The sequence below is a fragment of the Caulobacter sp. genome (assembly GCF_965279145.1).
In the GTDB taxonomy this organism is placed as follows: Bacteria; Pseudomonadota; Alphaproteobacteria; order Caulobacterales; family Caulobacteraceae; genus Caulobacter.
This window is the reverse complement of record NZ_OZ257139.1, coordinates 1,818,534-1,838,403: the sequence shown is the minus strand read 5'-3', so window position 1 is coordinate 1,838,403 and position 19,870 is coordinate 1,818,534. Positions and strand designations below refer to the sequence as shown.

The window sequence follows — 19,870 nt, the reverse complement described above, 5'->3', positions numbered from 1 at the left end:
AAGCCTCCGCCCGTCCGAAGGTTCGTTCCGGGTCCTCCGGAATCGGCGAGGCTGCAGCCCAAGGCTGGGTCCGTCGCGAGGAGGAGCGCCCGGGAGGGGTGCAAAGGGTTGAACGAGACCCGCGCGTGCCGGCCAGAGGGATAACGATCACGCGGAGCGTTCGTCTTCGTCGAAAACGGTATTCACTACTCACACATCCGGGCGAGGCCCGGACGCTCCGCGACCCTTCCCATCACCATCGCAGCGAAAGCGCGAGGCGGCGAAGCCGTGTCCGCCAGACTTGCCCCCTCCTGACCTGCTTCGCAGGTCGTCCTCCCCCGTAGGGGGAAGATGGAGGCGCAGCAGCCCGTAGGGGGCAAGCGGCTCTTCCCCAGACCCCGCCATAGGCCCTAGGCTGAGCCCAACGAAAAAGGGAGCAAGCGCATGTTACCGGGCCTGATGCAGACCACCCCGCTGATGATCAGCGGCATCCTGACCTATGCCCAGCAGGCCCATGGCGCGCGCGAGATCGTCTCCAAGCTGATCGACGAGCCGGTCTGGCGCTATGACTATGCGGGTCTGGCTCGGCGCTCGGCCCAGCTGGCCCACGCGCTGAAGCGACTGGGCGTCCAGCCCGGCGACCGGATCACCAGCCTGGCCTGGAACACCCACCGGCATCTGGAGCTGTTCTACGCCGTCCCCGGGATCGGCGCGGTGCTGCACACCGCCAATCCCCGCCTGTTCGATGACCAGATCATCTACACGATCAATCACGCGGAAAGCGCGGTCCTGTTCTTCGACCGAAATTTCGCCGACCTGATCGACCGCATCGCCCCTTACCTGACCACGGTGAAGACCTTCGTCATGCTGTCGGACGACGCGCGGACGCTTCCCGGAGCGGTGGGCGCGATCTCTTACGAGACCCTGATCGCCGACGAGGCCGAAAGCCTGACCTGGCCCAGCTTCGACGAGAACGCCGGCGCCTTCCTCTGCTACACCTCGGGCACCACCGGCGACCCCAAGGGGGTGCTGTATTCGCATCGGGCCGTGGTGCTGCACGCCATGGCCGGCGGCCTGAACAGCGCCTTTGGCTTCACCGCCTTCGACGTGGTGATGCCGTGTTCCAGCCTCTATCACGCCACCGCCTGGGGCCTGCCCTTCACCGCCCCGCTGTGCGGGACCAAGCTGGTCCTGCCCGGCGACAAGATGGACGGCGCGTCCCTGCACGCCCTGATCCAGGGCGAGGGCGTCACCTTCACCGGCGGCGTGCCCACGATCTGGACCATGTATCTGGCCTGGCTGGAGCAGACCGGCCAGCGGCCGGACACCCTCAAAAGGGTGGTGATCGGCGGCAGCGCCGTGCCGCGGGCCATGGCCGAGACCTTCAAGCGTCTCTACGGCGTCAGCGTGCTGCAGATCTGGGGCATGACCGAGACCTGCCCGCTGGGCGTGGTCGCCACCCCCACCCCGGCCCTGGCCGCCCTGGGCGAGGAGGCCATGGACGAGGCGATCTGGACCCGCCAGGGCCGACTGCAGTTCGGCATCGAGCTGAAGGTCGAGGCCGATGACGGAACCGACGCGCCGCGCGACGGCGAGACCTCCGGCGCCCTGAAGGTGCGCGGCCCCTGGGTGGTGAAGCGCTATTTCCGCCAGGACGCCGACGCCGCCCAGGACGACGGCTGGTTCGACACCGGCGACATCGCCACGCTGGACGAATACGGCTTCATGCGCATCACCGACCGTCAGAAGGACGTGATCAAGTCGGGCGGCGAGTGGATCAGCTCGATCGACCTGGAGAATTTCGCCGTCGGCTGTCCGGGGGTGAAGATCGCCGCCGTGATCGGCGTGCCGCATCCCAAGTGGGAGGAACGGCCGCTTCTGATCATCGAGGTCCACGAGGGCTGGGCGCTGACCAAGGCCGAGGTGCTGGACTACCTGGCCCCGCACATCGTCAAATGGTGGACCCCCGATGACGTGGTCTTCGCCCCCGTACCCCTGACGGCCACGGGCAAGATCGACAAGAAGGTGCTTCGCGCGACGTGGCGGGCGCATCTGATGGGGTAGGTCCTCCCCCTGGCGGGGAAGGTGTCGGCGCAGCCGACGGAGGGGGGAGTTTGCCGAGGTGGGCCTGCTCCCCCCACCGGCGCCTTCGCGCCGCCTCCCCCACAGGGGGAGGATCTGGGTCAAGCCAGCATGCGCACCTTCGGCTCGCGGTCCCAGAACCGCTTGGCCGCCGCGGCGATGAAGTCGGCGCCCAGGCCCACGACGCCGTCGTCAGGCTCGACGCCGGCCTTGTCCAGCAGCGGCTTGGCCGCATCGGTCGCGCCGATGGCCTTCAGGTGGCCGAACGCGTCCATGACGAACTGGACGGCGGCGGCCTCCTTCAGCAAGGCCGCGCAGCCGGTGTCGGACAGCACCAGAGCGATGGCGTCCACCGTCACCGAGGGCGTTCCGGCCAGCTGGCCGTCGGCCGGGATCAGGGTTCCGTCCGCGCCCTTGGCGCCGCCGATCTTCGGCGCGATCACCTTCGCCACGGCCCCGGCCTTCTTGAGCGCGGCCTTCAGCGTGTCGACCGCCGCCGCGTCGGAGCCGTCGGCCACCAGGATGCCGATGACATGGCCCTTGATGTCGGCCGGGGCGCGCGGGCCGTTGACGATCCGCAGGGCCGGCGACAGGTCCAGATCCTGCACCGGCGCCGCCGTCTTCGACGCCTTGGGCACGGGCATGTTGAGGCCCGCGCCAACCCGCTTGGCGAGGTCCGGATCGACATTGACCAGATTGGACATCATCCGCGTCCGCACCGCCTCGATGCCCACCTTGGACAGCTCAAAGACGATGGCCGAGGCCAGGTGGGCCTGCTCGGCCGCATCCAGCGAGCGGAAGAACAGCCGCGCCTGGCTGTAGTGGTCGGCGAAGCTCTCGGGGCGGATGCGCAGCTTGTCGCCCTGCTCGTTTGCGACATCGGCCGACGGGAAGGTCGTGAAGCCGGTCATCGGGCATTCACGCGGCCCGCCCTCTTCGCCGGCCGTCTCGGTCAGGCTGTTGGGCTCATAGTTGGCGCGGCCCTTCGGCACCGCCATCTGCATCTGGCCGTCGCGCTGGAAGTTCATCACCGGGCACTTGGGCGCGTTGATCGGCAGCTGGTGGAAATTGGCCGTGCCCAGGCGGCTCTTCTGGGTGTCGAGATAGCTGAACAGACGGCCCTGCAGCAGCGGGTCATTGGTGAAGTCGACGCCCGGCGGCACATTGGCCGGGCAGAAGGCGACCTGCTCGGTCTCGGCGAAGAAATTGTCGGGATAGCGGTCCAGCACCATCCGGCCGACGATGCGGACGGGCAGCACCTCTTCGGGGATCAGCTTGGTCGGGTCCAGCACGTCGAAGGGCAGGCTGTCGGCGAAGGCCTGGTCGAAGGCCTGGATGCCCAGTTCCCATTCCGGGAAGTCGCCGCGCTGGATGGCTTCGAACATGTCGCGGCGCTGGAAGTCGGGATCGGCGCCGGCCAGCTTGACCGCCTCGTCCCACAGGGTGGAGGCCACGCCCTGCTTGGGCTTCCAGTGGAACTTGACGAAGGTCGACTTGCCGGCGGCGTTGACGAACCGGAACGTGTGGACGCCGAAGCCTTCCATGGTGCGCAGGGAGCGCGGGATGGTGCGGTCGCTCATCGCCCACATGATCATGTGGGTGGATTCCGGCATCAGGCTGATGAAGTCCCAGAAGGTGTCATGGGCGCTGGCGGCCTGCGGATAGCCGCGATCGGCCTCCATCTTCACCGCGTGGATCAGGTCGGGGAACTTGATGGCGTCCTGGATGAAGAACACCGGGATGTTGTTGCCGACGAGATCCCAGTTGCCTTCCTTGGTATAGAACTTGACCGCGAAGCCGCGCACGTCGCGGGGCGTGTCGACGCTGCCCGCGCCGCCGGCCACGGTGGAGAACCGCGTGAACAGCGGCGTCTTCTCGCCGGCCCGCTGGAAGATGTCGGCCTTGGTCAGGTCGGCCAGCGACTCATAGAGCTCGAAATAGCCGTGGGCGGCCGTGCCCCGGGCATGGACGATGCGCTCGGGAATGCGCTCATGGTCGAAGTGGAAGATCTTCTCGCGAAGGACAAAGTCCTCCAGCAGCACCGGACCGCGCTCGCCGCTCTTCAGCTGGTTCTGATTGTCGGAGACGCGGATGCCCTGATTGGTCGTCAGGTGGGCCTCGCCGTCGTGGGGGCCCTTGTCGGGAATGTGCTGATGGGTCTCGCCGCCCTTGCCGATGTCGGTCTTGAATTCGCTGGCCATTGTCCGCCACTCCTGCTGCGCCCGGGTGACGGCCAAACCCCTGGCCGGAACGGATGGTTCCGACCAGGAGCGCGGTTGGCGGCGAAGGCCTCAGCGTTCGCTGTCGAGGTGGGCCATCATCGCCTCGGCGTAGCGCGTGCCGGCCACCGCGTCCTTGGGCACCGCCGCCTCGATGGCCGCCAGATCCTGAGGCGACAGCGAGACCTCAAGCGCGCCCAGCGCTTCGGTCAGGCGATCGCGACGGCGGGCGCCGATCAGCGGCACGATGTCGTCACCCTGAGCGGCCACCCAGGCGATCGCGGCCTGGGCCGTGGTCACGCCCTTGGCTTCGGCGACGGCGCGCAGGGCATCGACCAGGGCCAGGTTGGAGTCGAGATTGTCGCCCTGGAAGCGCGGGCTGAAGGCGCGGAAGTCGCGGCCGGCGGCCGCGCGGTCCTTGCTCCAGTGGCCGCTGATCAGGCCGCGCGAGAGCACGCCATAGGCGGTGATCCCGATGCCCAGCTCGCGGCAGGTGGGCAGGATGTCAGCCTCGATCCCGCGCGAGACCAGCGAATATTCGATCTGCAGGTCGACGATCGGCGCGACGGCGGCGGCCCGGCGGATGGTCTCGGCGCCCACTTCAGACAGGCCGATATGGCGGACATAGCCAGCCTGCACCATCTGCGCGATCGCGCCGATGGTGTCCTCGATCGGCACGGTCGGATCCAGACGCGAGGGGCGGTAGATGTCGATGTGATCGACGCCCAGCCGCTTGAGGCTGTAGGCCAGGAAATTCTTGATGGCGTTGGGCCGGCTGTCATAGCCCAGGAAGGCCCCGGCCGGATCGCGCAGGGCGCCGGTCTTGACGCTGAGCACCAGGTCTTCGCGCCTGTGGCGCTTGAGGGCCTCGCCGATCAGCATCTCGTTGTGGCCCATGCCGTAGAAGTCGCCGGTGTCGATCAGGGTCACGCCCTGCTCCACGGCGGCGTCGAAGGTGGCCAGGCTCTCGGCCCGGTCTGTGGGGCCGTACATGTCGGACATACCCATGCAGCCCAGGCCGAAGGCCGAAACGACGGGGCCGGTCTTGCCGAGTTGATGCGTCTTCATGGTGTGTCTCCAAATCTCGTGGAGGGGTTATGCGCCCCGGTGCGCCGTGCGATAATCCGGCCAATGCCGCACGACCCGTTCGGAATTACGCACAATGGCCTCTGACGCCGACTTCGCCGATCTCGACGCTTTCACCGCCGTGGCCCGCGCCCGGGGCTTTCGCGGCGCGGCCAGCGTGCGCGGGGTTTCGGCCTCGTCGCTGAGCGAGGCGGTGCGCCGGCTGGAGGCGCGGCTTGGGGTGCGGCTGCTGAACCGCACCACCCGCAGCGTCACCCCCACCGAGGCCGGCCAGAAGCTGCTGGAGCGCCTGACCCCCGCCCTGGCCGACGTCGCCCTGGCCCTGGACGAGGTCAACGCCTTCCGCGACAGCCCGAGGGGCGCCCTGCGCCTGAACGTGCCCACCGTGGTGGCGCGGGTGATCCTGCCCCGCCTGTTGCCACGTTTCCTGGCGGCCAACCCAGGCGTCTCGATCGAGGTCACGGCCGAGGACACCTTCATCGACGTGCTGGCGGCCGGCTTCGATGCGGGCGTCCGCTATGACGAGCGGATGGAGAAGGATATGATCGCCACGCCCCTGGCCGGGCCGCAACGGTTCGTGGTCGTCGGCGCGCCAGCCTATTTCGCCGCCCATGGCCGGCCGGTCCATCCGCGCGAGGTGCTGGACCACGCCTGCATCCGCCACCGTTTTCCCAGCGGAGTCAGCCACGCCTGGGAGTTCGAGAAGGACGGCGAGGTCATCCGCATCAGCCCGTCCGGCCCACTGATCTCGACCAGCATCGACCTGGAGCTGGAAGCCTGCATCGCCGGCGTCGGCCTGATCGCCACCTTCGAGGATTTCGTCGCCGGGGACCTGGCCGCCGGCCGCCTGGAAAGCGTGCTCGACGACTGGCTGCCGCCGTTCACCGGCCCCCTGCTCTACTATCCCAGCCGCCGCCACATGCCCGCGCCGCTGCGGGCCTTCGTGGATTTCGTGAAGGCCGAGAAAACGCGCCAGGGCTGGTGAAAAATTGCCGCGCCGCGCCCTATCTATAGGCTCCGCGAGAAACCCTCGCCTTGCCTATCGCGCCCCCGGGGCGTAACGGGGCGCACCCTTCACTGTCGGAAGGAAAGACGAATTGGAGACCGCTATGGGTTACCGGGTCGCCGTGGTCGGCGCCACGGGCAATGTTGGCCGTGAGATGTTCAACATCCTCGAGGAAGTGAAATTCCCCGTCGACAAGATGCACGCCATCGCCAGCCGGAAATCCATCGGCGTCGAGGTCTCGTTCGGCAATCAGATCCTCAAGTGCGAGGACCTGGCCCAATTCGACTTCAGCACGGTCGATATCGTGCTGATGAGCGCCGGCGGCGCCATCTCCAAGGAATGGGGCGAGAAGATCGGCGCGGCCGGTCCGATCGTGATCGACAATTCCAGCCACTTCCGGATGGATCCGGACGTGCCGCTGGTGGTGCCGGAAGTGAACCCGGAAGCCGTCAACAAGCTGCCCAAGAACATCATCGCCAACCCCAACTGCTCGACCGCGCAACTGGTCGTGGTGCTCAAGCCCCTGCACGACGAAGCCAAGATCAAGCGCGTCGTCGTCTCGACCTACCAGTCGGTGTCGGGCGCGGGCAAGGAAGGCATGGACGAGCTGTGGGAGCAGACCAAGGGCGTCTTCGTCCTGGGCGCGCCGCCCCCCAAGAAGTTTACCAAGCAGATCGCCTTCAACGTCATCCCCCACATCGACAGCTTCATGGAGGACGGCTTCACGAAGGAAGAGTGGAAGATGATGGCGGAGACCAAGAAGATCCTGGATCCGTCGATCAAGCTGGTCGCCACCTGCGTGCGCGTGCCGGTCATGGTCGGTCACGCCGAGGCGGTGAACATCGAGTTCGAGACCCCGCTGGACGAGGACGATGTCCGCGAGATCCTGCGCGACGCCGACGGCGTGGAAGTCATCGATAAGCGCGAGGACGGCGGCTACATGACGCCCAAGGAAAGCGCCGGCGAGTTCCCGGTCTATGTCTCGCGCATCCGCACCGACCCCACCGTCGAGAACGGCATCGTTCTGTGGTGCGTGGCCGACAACCTGCGCAAGGGCGCGGCGCTGAACGCCGTGCAGATCGCGCAGCTTCTGCATGACAAGGGTCTGATCAAGCAGAAAGTCCCGGCCTAAACCGCCTTCCGCAACAAGCGGGTGGACGTTTCAGGGGCTCCCGGGACTTAAGGTCCCGGGAGCCCTTTTTCATTCTGGACTGAAGGACGACGTGATGTCGGCTGACTTGAACAAGAGCCCGGACGAAGCCCGGACCGCGCTGATCGCCGGGGTGGGCTGCTATCTGCTGTGGGGCTTCCTGCCGCTCTATTTCCACCTGCTGTCCAGGCTGGGGGTCGGCTCCTGGGAGATGATCGCCCACCGCACCCTGTGGTCGGCGCCCTGGGCGTTCCTCGCCGTGCTGCTGGCCCGGCAGGCCGGACAGGTCGCGGCCGTGCTGCGCCAGCCCAAGACCCTGCTGATCCTGGCGTGCTCGACGGCGGCGATCTTCATCAACTGGTCGATCTATGTGTTCGCGGTCAACGCCGGCCACGTGATCGAGACCAGCCTGGGCTATTATATCAACCCGCTGATGAACATGGCGGCCGGCGCGCTGCTGTTCCGGGAACGCATCACCCGCGAGGGCGCGATCGCCATCGGGCTGGCGGCGGTGGGCGTGGCCATCCAGACCGCCGCCCTGGGCCATGTGCCGATCATCTCGCTGGGCGTGGCGCTCAGCTTTTGCGCCTACGCCATCCTGCGCAAGCAGGTGAAGGCCGACGCCCAGACAGGCCTGTTCATCGAGTGCGCCTATCTGGCCATTCCAGGTCTGCTCTATGTGCTGCACCTGCAATCGACCGGCGCGGGACACTTCGGCGCCGGCGCGAGTGTCACCACCCTGCTGCTGCTGGCCGGACCGGCCACGGTCGTGCCGCTGGCCCTGTTCGCCTGGTCGGCCCGCCGCATGCCGCTGAGCGCCATGGGCTTCCTGCAGTTCATCGCCCCGACGATCCAGTTCGGCGTCGGCGTCGCGCTGGGCGAGGCCTTCACCCCGATGCGGGCGCTGTCGTTCGTCTTCATCTGGGCGGGCGTGGCGGTGTTCGCCTATGGGGCGTGGAAGCGGGCGCGGGCGGTGGCGGCCTGAAGGAACCTGTCATCCCGGGCGCAGCGTAGCGGAGACCCGGGACCGCGAAAGGCTCAGAGCTTCCGGCGGTCCCGGCTCTACGCGCTCCGCGCTTGGCCGGGATGACTGTTTACAAGGACGCGTAGGCCGCCTCGATCAGCCTCACCGCCCGCTCATCGCCGATCAGCGCGCTGCCCTGCTTGTTCATCACATAGGCGCCCGACACGCCGGTGGCCGGATCGGCGAAGGCGCATGATCCGCCCCAGCCGGAATGGCCGAACGCCTCGGCCGTGGGGCCGTAGAACATGTTGGGCGTGTTGCGCATGAAGCCCGCGCCCCAGCTGATCACGAAGGGCAGGACCAGGTCCTGGCCGACGATCCGCTCGGCGCTGGCCGCCATGATCCCAGCCGGGGTGATCAGCGAACGGCCATCCAGGGCTCCGCCATTGGCCAGGGCGCCCATCAGCCGCGCCAGGGCCGGAGCGGTGGCGTGGCCGTTGGCGGAAGGGATCTCGGCGCGGCGCCAGTCACCCGTGCCGCGTCCGCCCGGCGCCGCCCAGGGCGTCAGGAAGGCGGCCTTCACCGCGTCGTTCATCGCGCCGAACTTCGGCAGGGCGCTGGGCCGCATCAGCTCAGCGCAGCGGTCGTGCTCGCTGTCGGGCAGGCCGATCCACAGGTCCAGCCCCAGCGGACCGGCGATGTCCTCGCGCAGGGCAGTTCCCATCGTGCGGCCATCCACGCGGCGGAAGATCTCTCCAGCCAGATAGCCGAAGGTGATCGGGTGATAGCCGCTGGCCGAGCCGACCGGCCAGATCGGGGCCATGGCCGCCAGCTTGGCGCAGGTGGCGTCCCAGTCGAACCAGATCGAGGGATCGGTCTCGTCCAGGAAACCCGACAGGCCGGCCTGGTGCGACAGGGCCTGCTCGACCGTGACCGCCGCCTTGCCGTTCTGGGCGAACTCGGGCCAGACGTCGGCGACGGGCTGGTCATAGGCCAGGCGCCCTTCGTCGACGAGCCGGGCCACCATCAGGGCGGCGACGGCCTTGGTTGTCGAGAACAGCGGCGTCAGGGTATCGGGACCGAAGGCGATCTCGCGCTTGCGGTCGGCGAACCCGCCCATCAGGTCAACGACGATCTCGCCGTCGACGGCCAGGGCGAAGCGGGCGCCCAGCTCGCCGCCGTCTTCGAAGTTGGCGGTGAAAGCTTCCCGCACGGCGGAGAAGCGGTCGGGGCAAAGGCCGGTGATGTCGGTCATGGAAGCGGTCTAGCGCAGGGCCAACACCCTTGTCATCCCGGGCGTAACGCAGCGAAGACCCGGGACCGCCACAGGCTCGGCGCTTCCGGCGGTCCCGGCTCGGCGCGCTTCGCGCTTGGCCGGGATGACAGATCTATCTACGCCAGCCGCTCGATCCGCACCGTGGGCGAGGTCTGCTTGATGCGCGCCCCCATGGCGACGATCGGCAATTCGGGCGCGTTCCAGATATTGGCGGCGGTCACGGTCTCGGCCACGCCGCCGACCGCGCGGGCCAGGCCGTAGGACAGGGTCTGGCCTTCCAGGATCGAGGCGGCGTAGAGGGCCGTCAGCAGATCACCGGTGCCGTTGGGCGAGCGCTCCACCTTGGCGTGGGCGGCCAGCCAGGCTTCCTTGCGGTCGGCCAGGACCACCCCGATTTCCGATCCACGGTGCACGGACGAAACCAGGGTCTGCTTGCCCAGAAGCCGCGCGGCGCGCATCGCCGACTGCGGATCGCGGGCGTCGGCGCCGGTCAGCTTCTGCAGCTCCCAGGCGTTGCAGGCCACCACGTCGGCGCGCGGGATCAGTTCTGCGGCGATGGCCTCGGCCACTTCAGGCAGAACGTACAGGCCCTTGCCGGCGTCGCCCATGGTGGGGTCGACGATGATCGACGGCTTGCGGCTGGCGGCCCCCTCGCGCGGCGCTTCGCGCACGGCGTCAATGGCCCGGGCCGCGGCCCGCACCTGGGCGGCCGAGGCGAAATAGCCGGTTATGACCACGTCGGTCAGGCCAAACAGGCCGTTGGCCTCGATCCCGTCCAGCATGCCCTCGACCACCTCGAGCGGCGCGGGGGCCCCGCCGGGGATGCCCCAGCCGGGATGGCGGCCGAACAGCACGGTGGGCACGACCATCGAGTCGATGCGGAACTGAACCAGAGCGGCGGCCTGGGCCGACGCGCCGACCCGGCTGCCGGCGACATGGCTGGAGATGATCAGGGCTAAAGGCATGGCAAGCGGCTTACCGGACCCTGGCGAACTTGAACAGGGCGTCACGTGGCGGAAGCGGCGAACCTTCAGGGAATCGGCGCACCGGAGGCGTCGTTGGAGGGCGCCTCGACGACGGCTTCGACGCGCGCCGGCGCGATCTGGTCGGCGACGAGCGCGGACCACGACGCCGGATCTTCGCCGCGCACCGACAGCGGAAGCTGCATCACGCATTGCACGCCCTGGGGCAGGTAGTCGATCCGGGCCTGACCACCGCTGTCCTGGCCGAAGGTGCGCGCGATCAAGCGGGTGCCGAACCCGGTGTGGGCGGGCGGGGTGACGGGCGGTCCGCCATGCTCGCGCCAGAGCAGGCTGACATGGCGAGCGCCGAGCTGGTTGTGCGCGAGGTTCCAGTTCAGTTCGACCTGTCCGCCATCAACGGACAGGGAGCCATATTTCAGGGCGTTGGTCGCCAGTTCGTGCAGGGCCAGGGCCATGGCCACCGCCTGCTGGGGGCTGAGCCAGACCAGGGGGCCGTCGATCGCGAAACGATGTTCGCCCGGGTGGTCATGCGGCGCCACCGCCTGCCGGACGATGGTGCCAAGATCGGCGCCCGACCAGGTCTGGTCGACCAGCACATTGTGGGCGTCCGACATCGCCATCAGGCGGTTGGTCAGCTCGCGCCGGACACGCGGATCGACCTTGGCCGCCCGCAGGGTCTGCTCGGCGATCGACTGCACCGTGGCCAGGGTGTTCTTGATCCGGTGATTCAGCTCGTTGAGCAGCAACACCCGCTGATCTTCGGCCAGCTTGGCGGGGGTCTCGTCTCGCAGGATCTTCATCAGACCCGTCAGGCCGGGCTCATAGATGCCCATGGTCATACCGTTGCCCCAGAACCGCGAGCCGTCCTTGCGCAGGTGCCAGCGGGTGTCTTCGGCCCGTCCCCGCTGCTTGGCGTTGTCCAGTTCGAGCTGGTCGGCGCCGGCTTCCCGGTCCGAGGGGGTGAACAGCGCGCTGAACGTCATGCCCATCGCCTCGTTCCGGTCATAGCCAAGAACCGTCTCGGCGCCCCGACTCCAGCTGGTCACCCTGCCGTTCAGGTCCATGGTGAAGATCGCGTAGCCAAGGGCGTTTTCGATGATCAGATTGGCAAGCGTGGCGTCGTGTTCAGCGGACATTGGGAGCTCCTGCCCCCTATCAACGCGACGGCGGCGCTTTCGGCGCCGGGCCCACGAAAAAGGCCCGCCGCGTTTCCGCGAGCGGGCCTGATCCGATCCCCGTGAGGCGATCCTAGTAGCGGTAGTGATCCGGCTTGAACGGGCCGTTTTCCGGCACGTTGATATAGGCGGCCTGATCGGGGCGCAGGGTCGAGAGCTTGGCGCCCAGCTTCTCCAGGTGGAGGAAGGCGACCTTCTCGTCCAGGTGCTTGGGCAGGGTGTAGACCTGATGCTCGTACCGGGCGCGGTTGGTCCACAGTTCGATCTGGGCCAGGGTCTGGTTGGTGAACGAGGCCGACATCACGAACGACGGGTGGCCCGTGGCGTTGCCCAGGTTCACCAGGCGACCTTCGGACAGCACGATCAGCTTCTTGCCGTCCGGGAATTCCACGTGGTGGACCTGCGGCTTGATCTCGTCCCACTTGTAGTTACGCAGGGCGGCGATCTGAATTTCGCTGTCAAAGTGGCCGATATTGCAGACGATGGCGTTGTTTTTCATCATCCGCATGTCGTCCAGCGTGATGACGTCCTTGTTGCCGGTCGCCGTGACGAAGATGTCGGCCTTGCCGGCGACGTCCTGCAGGGTCTGGACCTCATAGCCTTCCATCGCCGCCTGCAGCGCGCAGATCGGGTCGACTTCGGTGACGATCACGCGAGCGCCGCCTTGGCGCAGCGAAGCGGCCGAGCCCTTGCCCACGTCGCCATAGCCGCAGACCACCGCGACCTTGCCCGACAGCATGACGTCGGTGCCGCGACGGATGGCGTCGACCAGCGATTCCCGGCAGCCATACAGGTTGTCGAACTTGGACTTGGTGACGCTGTCATTGACGTTGATGGCCGGGAACGGCAGGTCGCCCTTGGCGGCCATCTGGTACAGGCGGTGGACGCCCGTGGTGGTTTCTTCCGACACGCCGGTGATGGCGTTGCGGATGGCGGTGTAGAAGCCCGGCTTTTCGGCCAGGTACTTCTTCATCACGGCGTAGAGGGCTTCTTCTTCCTCGTTCTGCGGGTTGTTGAGGATCGAGGGATCCTTCTCGGCCTTGGGGCCCAGCACGCAGAGCAGGGTGGCGTCGCCGCCGTCGTCGAGGATCAGGTTCGGATAGCCGCCGTCGTGCCACTCGAAGATCTTGTGGGCGTATTCCCAGTACTCGACCAGGTTCTCGCCCTTGAAGGCGAACACCGGCACGCCCGAGGCGGCGATGGCGGCCGCGGCGTGGTCCTGGGTCGAGAAGATGTTGCACGACGCCCAGCGGACTTCAGCGCCCAGGGCGGTGAGGGTCTCGATCAGCACAGCGGTCTGGATGGTCATGTGCAGACTGCCGGCGATGCGGGCGCCCTTCAGGACCTGGGCCGGGCCGTATTCGGCGCGGGTGGCCATCAGACCGGGCATTTCGGTCTCGGCGATGGCGATTTCCTTGCGGCCGTAATCGGCGAGCGAGATGTCCTTGACGATGTAGTCGGCCACGGTCGGGCTCCTGCGGTCGGATGATGTCTTGGCCCGCTTATAACCCTGAGAGCCCTTCCGGGCAATTAACGCATAAAGATATCTTTATATCACCGACATGCGCGGCGCTGATTCTTGACGGCCGGAGATTTTTCACACGCTATAGGCGTGTGTCGGAGGTTGCTCAATGTTAAGCCTGCTCCTGGTCGCCCTTCTCGCCGAACCCTCCGCCGCGCCGCTGGACCAGACCAGCCTGGCGCAGGCCATGGTCGAGGCCAGCCAGGCCGCAAGCCCCGAGCGTCTGGCCGGTCAGCGCTTTCGCATCGTGCTGCCGTTTACCGAGGAACGGGTGCGCAAGTACCGGGCCTTCAAGCAATCGGCGCGCTGGACCTATGACACTCGCCGCAAGGTGCTCGTCACCTCGATCGGCCTTGGCGAGATCACCGCCAGCAACTTCAACCGCTTCGAGAGCAGCAAGCTGCACGGCCTGCCCCCTCTGCAATCGCTGGTCTTCAACGTCGAATCTCGCTCCCGCCCCACGCCGTTCTCGCGGATCAGCCAGAGCCGCGAATACGCCTACGACATGGGCGTTTCGACCATGGCTAGCAGCTATGGCCTGGCCATCCCCTATCAGGAAGGCGGCGTCTCCGGATTGCCGGCGGGCTTCACCCCCCTGGTGATCAACCAGCTTCGGGCGTCAAAGGACACGGCCTGGAGGCTCGCCAAGACGATGAACGTCGTCGTCGAGGGCGAGATCACCAGCCTTGGCCAAGAGCCGGAGGTGTTCTGCGGCGACTACCGCGGCCAGCTGACCTCGCTGGAACGCACCGGAAATACGCGGTTCGTCGTGAAGGACCGTCAATGCTTCGTCACGGCCAGGATCGACCGCGTCCGGGTCGTGCGCGGCGAGAGCGTGATGGCGCAATGGCCCAAGGCCGTGGCCCAGCCCTAGGCCCGCCAGAACGCCTTGGCGTCGGCCAGGGCGTCGCGGGCCGCCAGCGCGTCGGCCATGCCGGCGTCGGCGTCGGGTTCGGCCGTCAGCCGCCCCGCCGCGAAGGCGGCCTGCGCCTCGCCATTGGTCATCGCCACCTCGCGGGCCAGCTCGGCGCGGGCGGCCTGGTCGTTGAGCCGACCCAGCGCATCCTGAAAGGCCTTGCTGGCCGCGATCAGGCGCTCCACGCGCTTCGGGTGTTCGGGGAAAAGGCCTGAAAGGTCCTCGGCCGCGTAGCGCAGGGTCTTGCCCTTGAGGCGCAGCTTGTGGCGTGTCTCCCGGTCCAGGCTATCCAGCGCCGCACCGCGCTTGACCACCACATGCCGCAGGTGGCTGAGGCTGGCGGCGGCGAAGGCGGCGGCGGATCCGTCGCGACACGCGGCCAGGGCCGGATCGGTGGTCCACGCCCCCGCCTCCAGCCAGGCCGCCAGCTCCAGGAGCAGGCTGCGCTGACGCGGGCTTTCCAGCGCCACCTCCATCCGCAGATAGGCCGCGGTCTGGGCCGCCAGCAGGGCGCGACCAAAGGCGGCCAGGTCCGGAGCCGGATCGCGCTCCGTCGCCGGCCGCCAGACCTCGGCGACGAAGACATCCAGATCCCGGGCAGCATCCAGCTCGCCGGCCAGCCATTTGAGATCGCGCACTAGGCCCTTGGCCGCGTCATCGCCCGCCAGCGGCTTGAAGATCTTGAGCATCACTCGCGCGCGACGCACGGCGACGCGCAACTGGTGCACGCCCTCGGGACCCGGCCGCTCGCGCAGGGCCTCGACGCTGGCGCAGAGATGGGACAGGGCGGCGCGGCCGATCGCCTGCAGCGCCTGGCCCACCGTCATGTCGGGCTCGAGCCGGGCGCTGGCGCGGCGCGGGGTTTCGGCGGGCTCGGCGGTCATGGCCAGGGCGTAGCCGCGCTCGGCCTTGCTGACCAGCGACAGGCGCAGCGCGGCGCGGGCGGCCAGATCGCGGGCCAGATCGAACAGGGCCGAGGCCGGGCCGCTTTTCAGTTCCAGTTCCAGTTCGCAGACCGGCGCCCGGCGCTGCTCGCCGATCAGTTCGCCGCGATCCACGACCGCCTCGATCACCGTCTCACCCCTGCGGATCATGCGTACGGTGCGCTCGACGCGGGTCGTGAAGACAGGGCGCAGGACCTCGCCATTGACGACCCCCGCCGCCGGCGTCCCCGCCAGGGCCGCGTCGTCCGGCCCCGGGCCGGCGATGGCGGTCTCCCATTCGCCCCGGGCGAAGATACCGCCCGCCGACGCCGATTTCAGGGTCTGTTTACGGCCGCCCTCGCCGTCGCGCACCCGCAGGCCAAAGCCCGCCTTGCGCAGGGCGTGGGCCTCGGTGTCGAAATAGGTGGCGTCCAGCTGGCGCACCGCGCCCTCGCCGATCAGCAGCGTCAGGATGTCGTCGGCCGCTTCCGGCGCGATCAGGAATTTCAGCTCGATCTCGCGGTCCATGATCCGACCCCAGTCGTGCGTGCGCGGCTTGCCTTAAAGGCGTATGCCGCCCCCGCCCTGACTTGCCAAGCGTCTTGCCCCGGTTCAAACGTGCGCGCCATGACGCAGATCAACGCCGCACAACCCCGTCACGACTGGACGCTCGCGCAAGTCGAGGCCCTGTTCGATCAGCCCTTCATGGACCTGGTGTTCCAGGCAGCCAACGTCCACCGGGCGTGGTTCGATCCCTCCGAGGTGCAACTGTCGCAACTGTTGTCGGTCAAGACCGGCGGCTGCGCGGAAAACTGCGGCTATTGCAGCCAGAGCGCGCACTTCAAGACCGGCCTGAAGGCCGAGAAGCTGCTGGACGCCGACGTTGTCATCGCCAAGGCGCGCGAGGCGCGCGACGGTGGGGCGCAACGCTTCTGCATGGGCGCGGCCTGGCGCGAACTGAAGGATCGCGACCTGCCCAAGCTGGCCGCCATGATCGGCGGCGTAAAGGCGCTGGGCCTGGAAACCTGCGCCACCCTGGGCATGCTGACGGCAGACCAGGCCAAGCAGCTCAAGGACGCGGGTCTAGACTACTACAACCACAACCTCGACACCGGCCCGGAATACTACGGCGACGTGGTCACCACGCGCACCTACCAGGAGCGCCTCGACACCCTGGCCTATGTCCGCGACGCCGGCATGAGCACCTGCTGCGGCGGCATCGTCGGCATGGGCGAGACGCGCCGTGACCGCGCCAGCCTGCTGCATCAACTGGCCACCCTGCCCAGCCACCCCGACAGCCTGCCGATCAACGGCCTGGTGCCGGTCAGCGGCACGCCGCTGGGCGACAAGATCCTGAAGGACGGCGAACAGGCCATCGACTCGATCGAGTTCGTCCGCACCATCGCCGTCGCCCGCATCGTCTGTCCCAAATCGATGGTTCGCCTTTCGGCCGGCCGCGACGACATGAGCCGCGAGCTGCAGGCCCTGTGCTTCCTGGCGGGCGCCAATTCGATCTTCGTCGGCGGCAAGCTGCTGACCACGCCGCTGCCCGGGATGGATGAAGATTCCAGGCTGTTCGCCGATCTGAACCTGCGTCCGATGGGTTCGCGGCAGGCGGCGGCCGTCGCCGCCGAATAGGCGCGATTTCAGAGAAAATTCGACCGGGGCTCGTCGCTCGGGCTTGCCCACGCCAAGACGCAACCTATGGTGCAGGCTTCGCGCGTTCTGACGCGGTCCTATCGGGGCTCTCCATGAAGTTGTTCGCTTCCGCCGCCGTCGCGGCCCTGCTGATCGCGTCGCCGACGCTTGTCGCCGCCCAGCCCAAGGCCAAACCCGCCACCGCCACGGCGCCGCTGCCGACCGTCGACATCGCCCACGCCACCTTCAAGCTGGCCAACGGCCTGACGGTGATCGTGCACGAGGATCACAAGGCCCCGATCGTGGCGGTGAACATCTGGTACCACGTCGGCTCCAAGAACGAGCCCGTCGGCAAGACCGGTTTCGCCCACCTGTTCGAACACCTGATGTTCAACGGCTCGGAGAACTTCAACGACGACTGGTTCAAGGCGCTGGAGAAGATCGGCGCCACCAACATGAACGGCACCACCAACACCGACCGCACCAACTATTTCGAGAACGTGCCCAAAGGCTCGCTCGATCAGGTGCTGTGGCTGGAAAGCGACCGCATGGGCCACCTGGTCGGCGCGATCGACAAGGCCAAGCTCGATGAACAGCGCGGCGTCGTCCAGAACGAGAAGCGCCAAGGCGACAACCAGCCCTACAACGTGGCCTGGGACATCATCACCGAGAGCACCTACCACCGCGACCATCCCTATGGTCACTCGGTGATCGGCTCGCTGGCCGACCTGGACAGCGCCTCGCTCGACGACGTGAAGACCTGGTTCAAGACCTATTACGGCCCCGCCAACGCCACCCTCGTTCTGGCCGGCGACATCACGGTCGAGGAGGCCAGGGCCAAGGCGACCAAGTACTTCGGCGACATCCCCTCGGGCCCGCCGGTGGCCAAGCAGAAGGTCTGGATCGCCAAGCGCACCGGCGAGCAGCGCGCCAGCGTTCAGGACCGCGTGCCGCAGGCCCGCTTCTACAAGGTCTGGAACACCCCGGAATATGGCGCGGCCGACGCCGACTATCTGGACCTGCTCAGCGACGTGCTGGCCTCTGGCAAGACCTCGCGCCTCTACACCCGCCTGGTGTTCCGCGACCAGCTGGCCACCGACGTCAGCGTCTATTCCGGCGGCGACGAGATCGGCGGCCAGTTCCTGGCCATGATCACCGCCAAGCCGGGCGTCGACCTGGCGAAGATCGAGGCCATCTTCAACGAGGAACTGGCGCGGCTGCTGAAGGATGGTCCCACCCCGGCCGAGCTGGCCAAGGTCAAGACCCAGCACGCGGCCGGGTTCATCCGCGGCGCCGAGCGCATCGGCGGCTTCGGCGGCAAGTCCGACATCCTGGCCCGCAACCAGACCTATCTGGGCGATCCGGCCGCCTACAAGACCATCGAGGCCCGCATCGCCTCGGCCACGCCGGCCGACCTGACGGGGGCCGGCAAGCGCTGGCTGACCGATGGCGGCTTCGTGCTGAACCTGACGCCGTTCCCCGCCTATTCGACAACGGCGGGCGTCGATCGGACCAAGATTCCGGCGGCCGCCACCAGCGTCGAATCCCGCTTTGATTCGTTCCAGCGCGCCACCCTGTCGAACGGCATGAAGGTGATGCTGGCCGAGCGGCACGACACCCCGATCGTGCAGATGAGCGCCCTGTTCCGCGTCGGGCCCTCCGTGCAGTCGCAGGCCAGGCCCGGCCTGCCCGGCATGGCCATGGCCATGCTCGACGAGGGCACCACCACCCGCGACGCCCAGACCATCAGCCGCGAGCTGGACGAGAACGGCGCCCAGCTGTCGCTCGGCGGCGGCACGCTGTACGCATCGGCCAACCTTTCGGCCCTCAAGGCGCGCCTGGATCCCTCGCTGGACCTGTTCGCCGACGTCCTGCTGCACCCGGCCTTCCACGAGGCCGACCTGGACCGCATCAAGAAGCTGGAACTGGCCAACCTGCAGCAGATCCGCCAGGACCCGGGCAGCGTCGCCAGCCGCGTCGCCGGCCAGCTGGTCTATGGCCCCGAGCACCCGTTCGGCCGCCTGACCACGGAAGCCACCATCAACAGCCAGACCTCCGCCGAGATGAAGGCCTGGCACGACGCCTATCTGCGTCCGCAGGCCGCGACCCTGGTCGTGGTCGGCGACACCACCCTGGCCGAGCTCCTGCCCAAGCTGGAAGCCCGGTTCGGCGGCTGGAAGCCCGCCGCGCCGCCCGCGCCGCTGACCTTGCCGACGCCGGCGACGGCCAAGCCGGCGGTCTACCTGATCGACAAGCCCGGCGCGGCCCAGTCGGTGATCCTGGCCACCGCCCTGGCGCCGGAACGCAACACGGCTGACGAGCCGGCCGTGGAACTGACCAACCGCGTGTTCGGCGGCGCCTTTGTGTCCCGCATCAACATGAACCTTCGCGAGGACAAACACTGGTCCTATGGCGCGCGCAGCGGCGTCAGCGGCTCGCTGGGCCCGCGTCAGTTCACGACCACCGCCCCGGTCCAGACCGACAAGACCAAGGAATCGCTGATCGAGATGCGCAAGGAGCTGACCGACCTGGTCGGCGCGCGTCCCGTCACCGCCGATGAACTGGCCAAGGCCCAGAGCGGCCTGACCGACTCATTGCCCGGTCGCTGGGAAGCCGCCGCCGCCGTCCAGGGCTCGCTGTCGCAGATCGTCACCCTGGGCCTTCCGGACGATTACTTCAGCACCTACGCGGCCAATATCCGCGCCGCCAGTCTGGCCGACAGCGCCCGCGTCGCGACCCAGATCGTCCGCCCGTCGGAGATGATCTGGGTGGTGGTCGGCGACCGCGCCAAGATCGAAAAGGACATCCGCGACCTGAAGTTCGGCGACGTCATCGTCGTCGACGCGGATGGCAAGCCGGTGAAGTAGGGACGGCCCCCTTCCCCCTTGATGGGGGACGGGCCGGGGATGGGGGTGATGCGGCGGGTCCGCCTGCAAAGCCCTGTCCAGCTG

14 protein-coding genes are annotated in these 19,870 nt (G+C 67.9%); 7 read left to right on the top strand and 7 right to left on the bottom strand.

Annotation, left to right across the window (positions count from 1 at the left end):
* Nucleotides 1-423 precede the first annotated feature (423 nt).
* Complete coding sequence (locus ACQY9P_RS08615; protein ID WP_421739668.1) at nt 424-2,043, top strand: long-chain fatty acid--CoA ligase; 1,620 nt, start codon at nt 424-426, stop codon at nt 2,041-2,043.
* 119 nt (nt 2,044-2,162) lie between these two features.
* Here the strand turns inward: ACQY9P_RS08615 and ACQY9P_RS08610 are convergent, their stop codons facing one another.
* Both ACQY9P_RS08610 and ACQY9P_RS08605 read right to left on the bottom strand, forming a co-directional pair.
* Entirely contained in the window at nt 2,163-4,262 is a 2,100-nt protein-coding gene (locus tag ACQY9P_RS08610; protein WP_421739669.1) for a catalase, read from the bottom strand.
* Between the two features lie 90 nt (nt 4,263-4,352).
* Nucleotides 4,353-5,348 (bottom strand): aldo/keto reductase, encoded by a 996-nt coding sequence (locus ACQY9P_RS08605; protein WP_421739670.1) that lies wholly within the window; start codon nt 5,346-5,348, stop codon nt 4,353-4,355.
* Nucleotides 5,349-5,442: 94 nt separating this feature from the next.
* Between ACQY9P_RS08605 and ACQY9P_RS08600 the strand changes: the two genes are divergently transcribed.
* The 3 genes from ACQY9P_RS08600 (at nt 5,443) to rarD (ending at nt 8,507) form a co-directional block, all read left to right on the top strand.
* Complete coding sequence (locus ACQY9P_RS08600) at nt 5,443-6,351, top strand: LysR family transcriptional regulator (RefSeq protein WP_421739671.1); 909 nt, start codon at nt 5,443-5,445, stop codon at nt 6,349-6,351.
* Nucleotides 6,352-6,475: 124 nt separating this feature from the next.
* On the top strand, nt 6,476-7,504 hold the full coding sequence (locus tag ACQY9P_RS08595; protein ID WP_421739672.1) for an aspartate-semialdehyde dehydrogenase: 1,029 nt from the start codon (nt 6,476-6,478) through the stop codon (nt 7,502-7,504).
* A 94-nt stretch (nt 7,505-7,598) separates the two neighbouring features.
* On the top strand, nt 7,599-8,507 hold the full coding sequence (rarD, locus tag ACQY9P_RS08590) for an EamA family transporter RarD (RefSeq protein ID WP_421739673.1): 909 nt from the start codon (nt 7,599-7,601) through the stop codon (nt 8,505-8,507).
* Between the two features lie 109 nt (nt 8,508-8,616).
* Here rarD and ACQY9P_RS08585 read toward each other — a convergent pair whose 3' ends face one another.
* From ACQY9P_RS08585 to ahcY, 4 genes are all read right to left on the bottom strand, one after another.
* Nucleotides 8,617-9,741 carry a serine hydrolase domain-containing protein gene (locus ACQY9P_RS08585; protein ID WP_421739674.1) on the bottom strand — a complete coding sequence of 375 codons (1,125 nt, stop codon included), beginning with the start codon at nt 9,739-9,741 and terminating at the stop codon, nt 8,617-8,619.
* 137 nt (nt 9,742-9,878) lie between these two features.
* Entirely contained in the window at nt 9,879-10,727 is an 849-nt protein-coding gene (locus tag ACQY9P_RS08580; RefSeq protein WP_421739675.1) for a pyridoxal kinase, read from the bottom strand.
* Nucleotides 10,728-10,792: 65 nt separating this feature from the next.
* The gene (locus ACQY9P_RS08575) at nt 10,793-11,881 is read right to left on the bottom strand and encodes a sensor histidine kinase (RefSeq protein ID WP_421739676.1); all 1,089 of its coding nucleotides are present in this window, start codon (nt 11,879-11,881) and stop codon (nt 10,793-10,795) included.
* Between the two features lie 112 nt (nt 11,882-11,993).
* On the bottom strand, nt 11,994-13,385 hold the full coding sequence (gene ahcY / locus ACQY9P_RS08570) for an adenosylhomocysteinase (protein WP_421739677.1): 1,392 nt from the start codon (nt 13,383-13,385) through the stop codon (nt 11,994-11,996).
* A gap of 166 nt (nt 13,386-13,551) precedes the next feature.
* Between ahcY and ACQY9P_RS08565 the strand changes: the two genes are divergently transcribed.
* Nucleotides 13,552-14,316 (top strand): hypothetical protein, encoded by a 765-nt coding sequence (locus ACQY9P_RS08565; protein WP_421739678.1) that lies wholly within the window; start codon nt 13,552-13,554, stop codon nt 14,314-14,316.
* Here the strand turns inward: ACQY9P_RS08565 and ACQY9P_RS08560 are convergent.
* Nucleotides 14,313-15,809: a CHAD domain-containing protein gene (locus tag ACQY9P_RS08560; RefSeq protein WP_421739679.1), complete on the bottom strand. Its 1,497-nt coding sequence runs from the start codon at nt 15,807-15,809 to the stop codon at nt 14,313-14,315. The genes ACQY9P_RS08565 and ACQY9P_RS08560 overlap by 4 nt on opposite strands.
* Nucleotides 15,810-15,908: 99 nt before the next feature.
* On the opposite strand from ACQY9P_RS08560, the gene bioB reads away from it, so the two are divergent.
* Together bioB and ACQY9P_RS08550 are read left to right on the top strand one after the other, a co-directional pair.
* Complete coding sequence (bioB, locus tag ACQY9P_RS08555; protein ID WP_421739680.1) at nt 15,909-16,919, top strand: biotin synthase BioB; 1,011 nt, start codon at nt 15,909-15,911, stop codon at nt 16,917-16,919.
* 113 nt (nt 16,920-17,032) lie between these two features.
* Nucleotides 17,033-19,786, top strand: coding sequence for a M16 family metallopeptidase (locus ACQY9P_RS08550; protein WP_421739681.1), 2,754 nt, complete (start codon nt 17,033-17,035; stop codon nt 19,784-19,786).
* The last annotated feature ends 84 nt before the right edge of the window (nt 19,787-19,870 follow it).

What these genes read in the sequence shown, in the direction of transcription:
- ACQY9P_RS08615 (WP_421739668.1), top strand. Translation starts at nt 424, where the DNA reads ATGTTACCGGGCCTGATGCAGACCACCCCGCTGATGATCAGCGGCATC.
- ACQY9P_RS08610 (WP_421739669.1), bottom strand. Translation starts at nt 4,262, where the DNA reads ATGGCCAGCGAATTCAAGACCGACATCGGCAAGGGCGGCGAGACCCAT.
- ACQY9P_RS08605 (WP_421739670.1), bottom strand. Translation starts at nt 5,348, where the DNA reads ATGAAGACGCATCAACTCGGCAAGACCGGCCCCGTCGTTTCGGCCTTC.
- ACQY9P_RS08600 (WP_421739671.1), top strand. Translation starts at nt 5,443, where the DNA reads ATGGCCTCTGACGCCGACTTCGCCGATCTCGACGCTTTCACCGCCGTG.
- ACQY9P_RS08595 (WP_421739672.1), top strand. Translation starts at nt 6,476, where the DNA reads ATGGGTTACCGGGTCGCCGTGGTCGGCGCCACGGGCAATGTTGGCCGT.
- rarD (WP_421739673.1), top strand. Translation starts at nt 7,599, where the DNA reads ATGTCGGCTGACTTGAACAAGAGCCCGGACGAAGCCCGGACCGCGCTG.
- ACQY9P_RS08585 (WP_421739674.1), bottom strand. Translation starts at nt 9,741, where the DNA reads ATGACCGACATCACCGGCCTTTGCCCCGACCGCTTCTCCGCCGTGCGG.
- ACQY9P_RS08580 (WP_421739675.1), bottom strand. Translation starts at nt 10,727, where the DNA reads ATGCCTTTAGCCCTGATCATCTCCAGCCATGTCGCCGGCAGCCGGGTC.
- ACQY9P_RS08575 (WP_421739676.1), bottom strand. Translation starts at nt 11,881, where the DNA reads ATGTCCGCTGAACACGACGCCACGCTTGCCAATCTGATCATCGAAAAC.
- ACQY9P_RS08565 (WP_421739678.1), top strand. Translation starts at nt 13,552, where the DNA reads ATGTTAAGCCTGCTCCTGGTCGCCCTTCTCGCCGAACCCTCCGCCGCG.
- ACQY9P_RS08560 (WP_421739679.1), bottom strand. Translation starts at nt 15,809, where the DNA reads ATGGACCGCGAGATCGAGCTGAAATTCCTGATCGCGCCGGAAGCGGCC.
- bioB (WP_421739680.1), top strand. Translation starts at nt 15,909, where the DNA reads ATGACGCAGATCAACGCCGCACAACCCCGTCACGACTGGACGCTCGCG.
- ACQY9P_RS08550 (WP_421739681.1), top strand. Translation starts at nt 17,033, where the DNA reads ATGAAGTTGTTCGCTTCCGCCGCCGTCGCGGCCCTGCTGATCGCGTCG.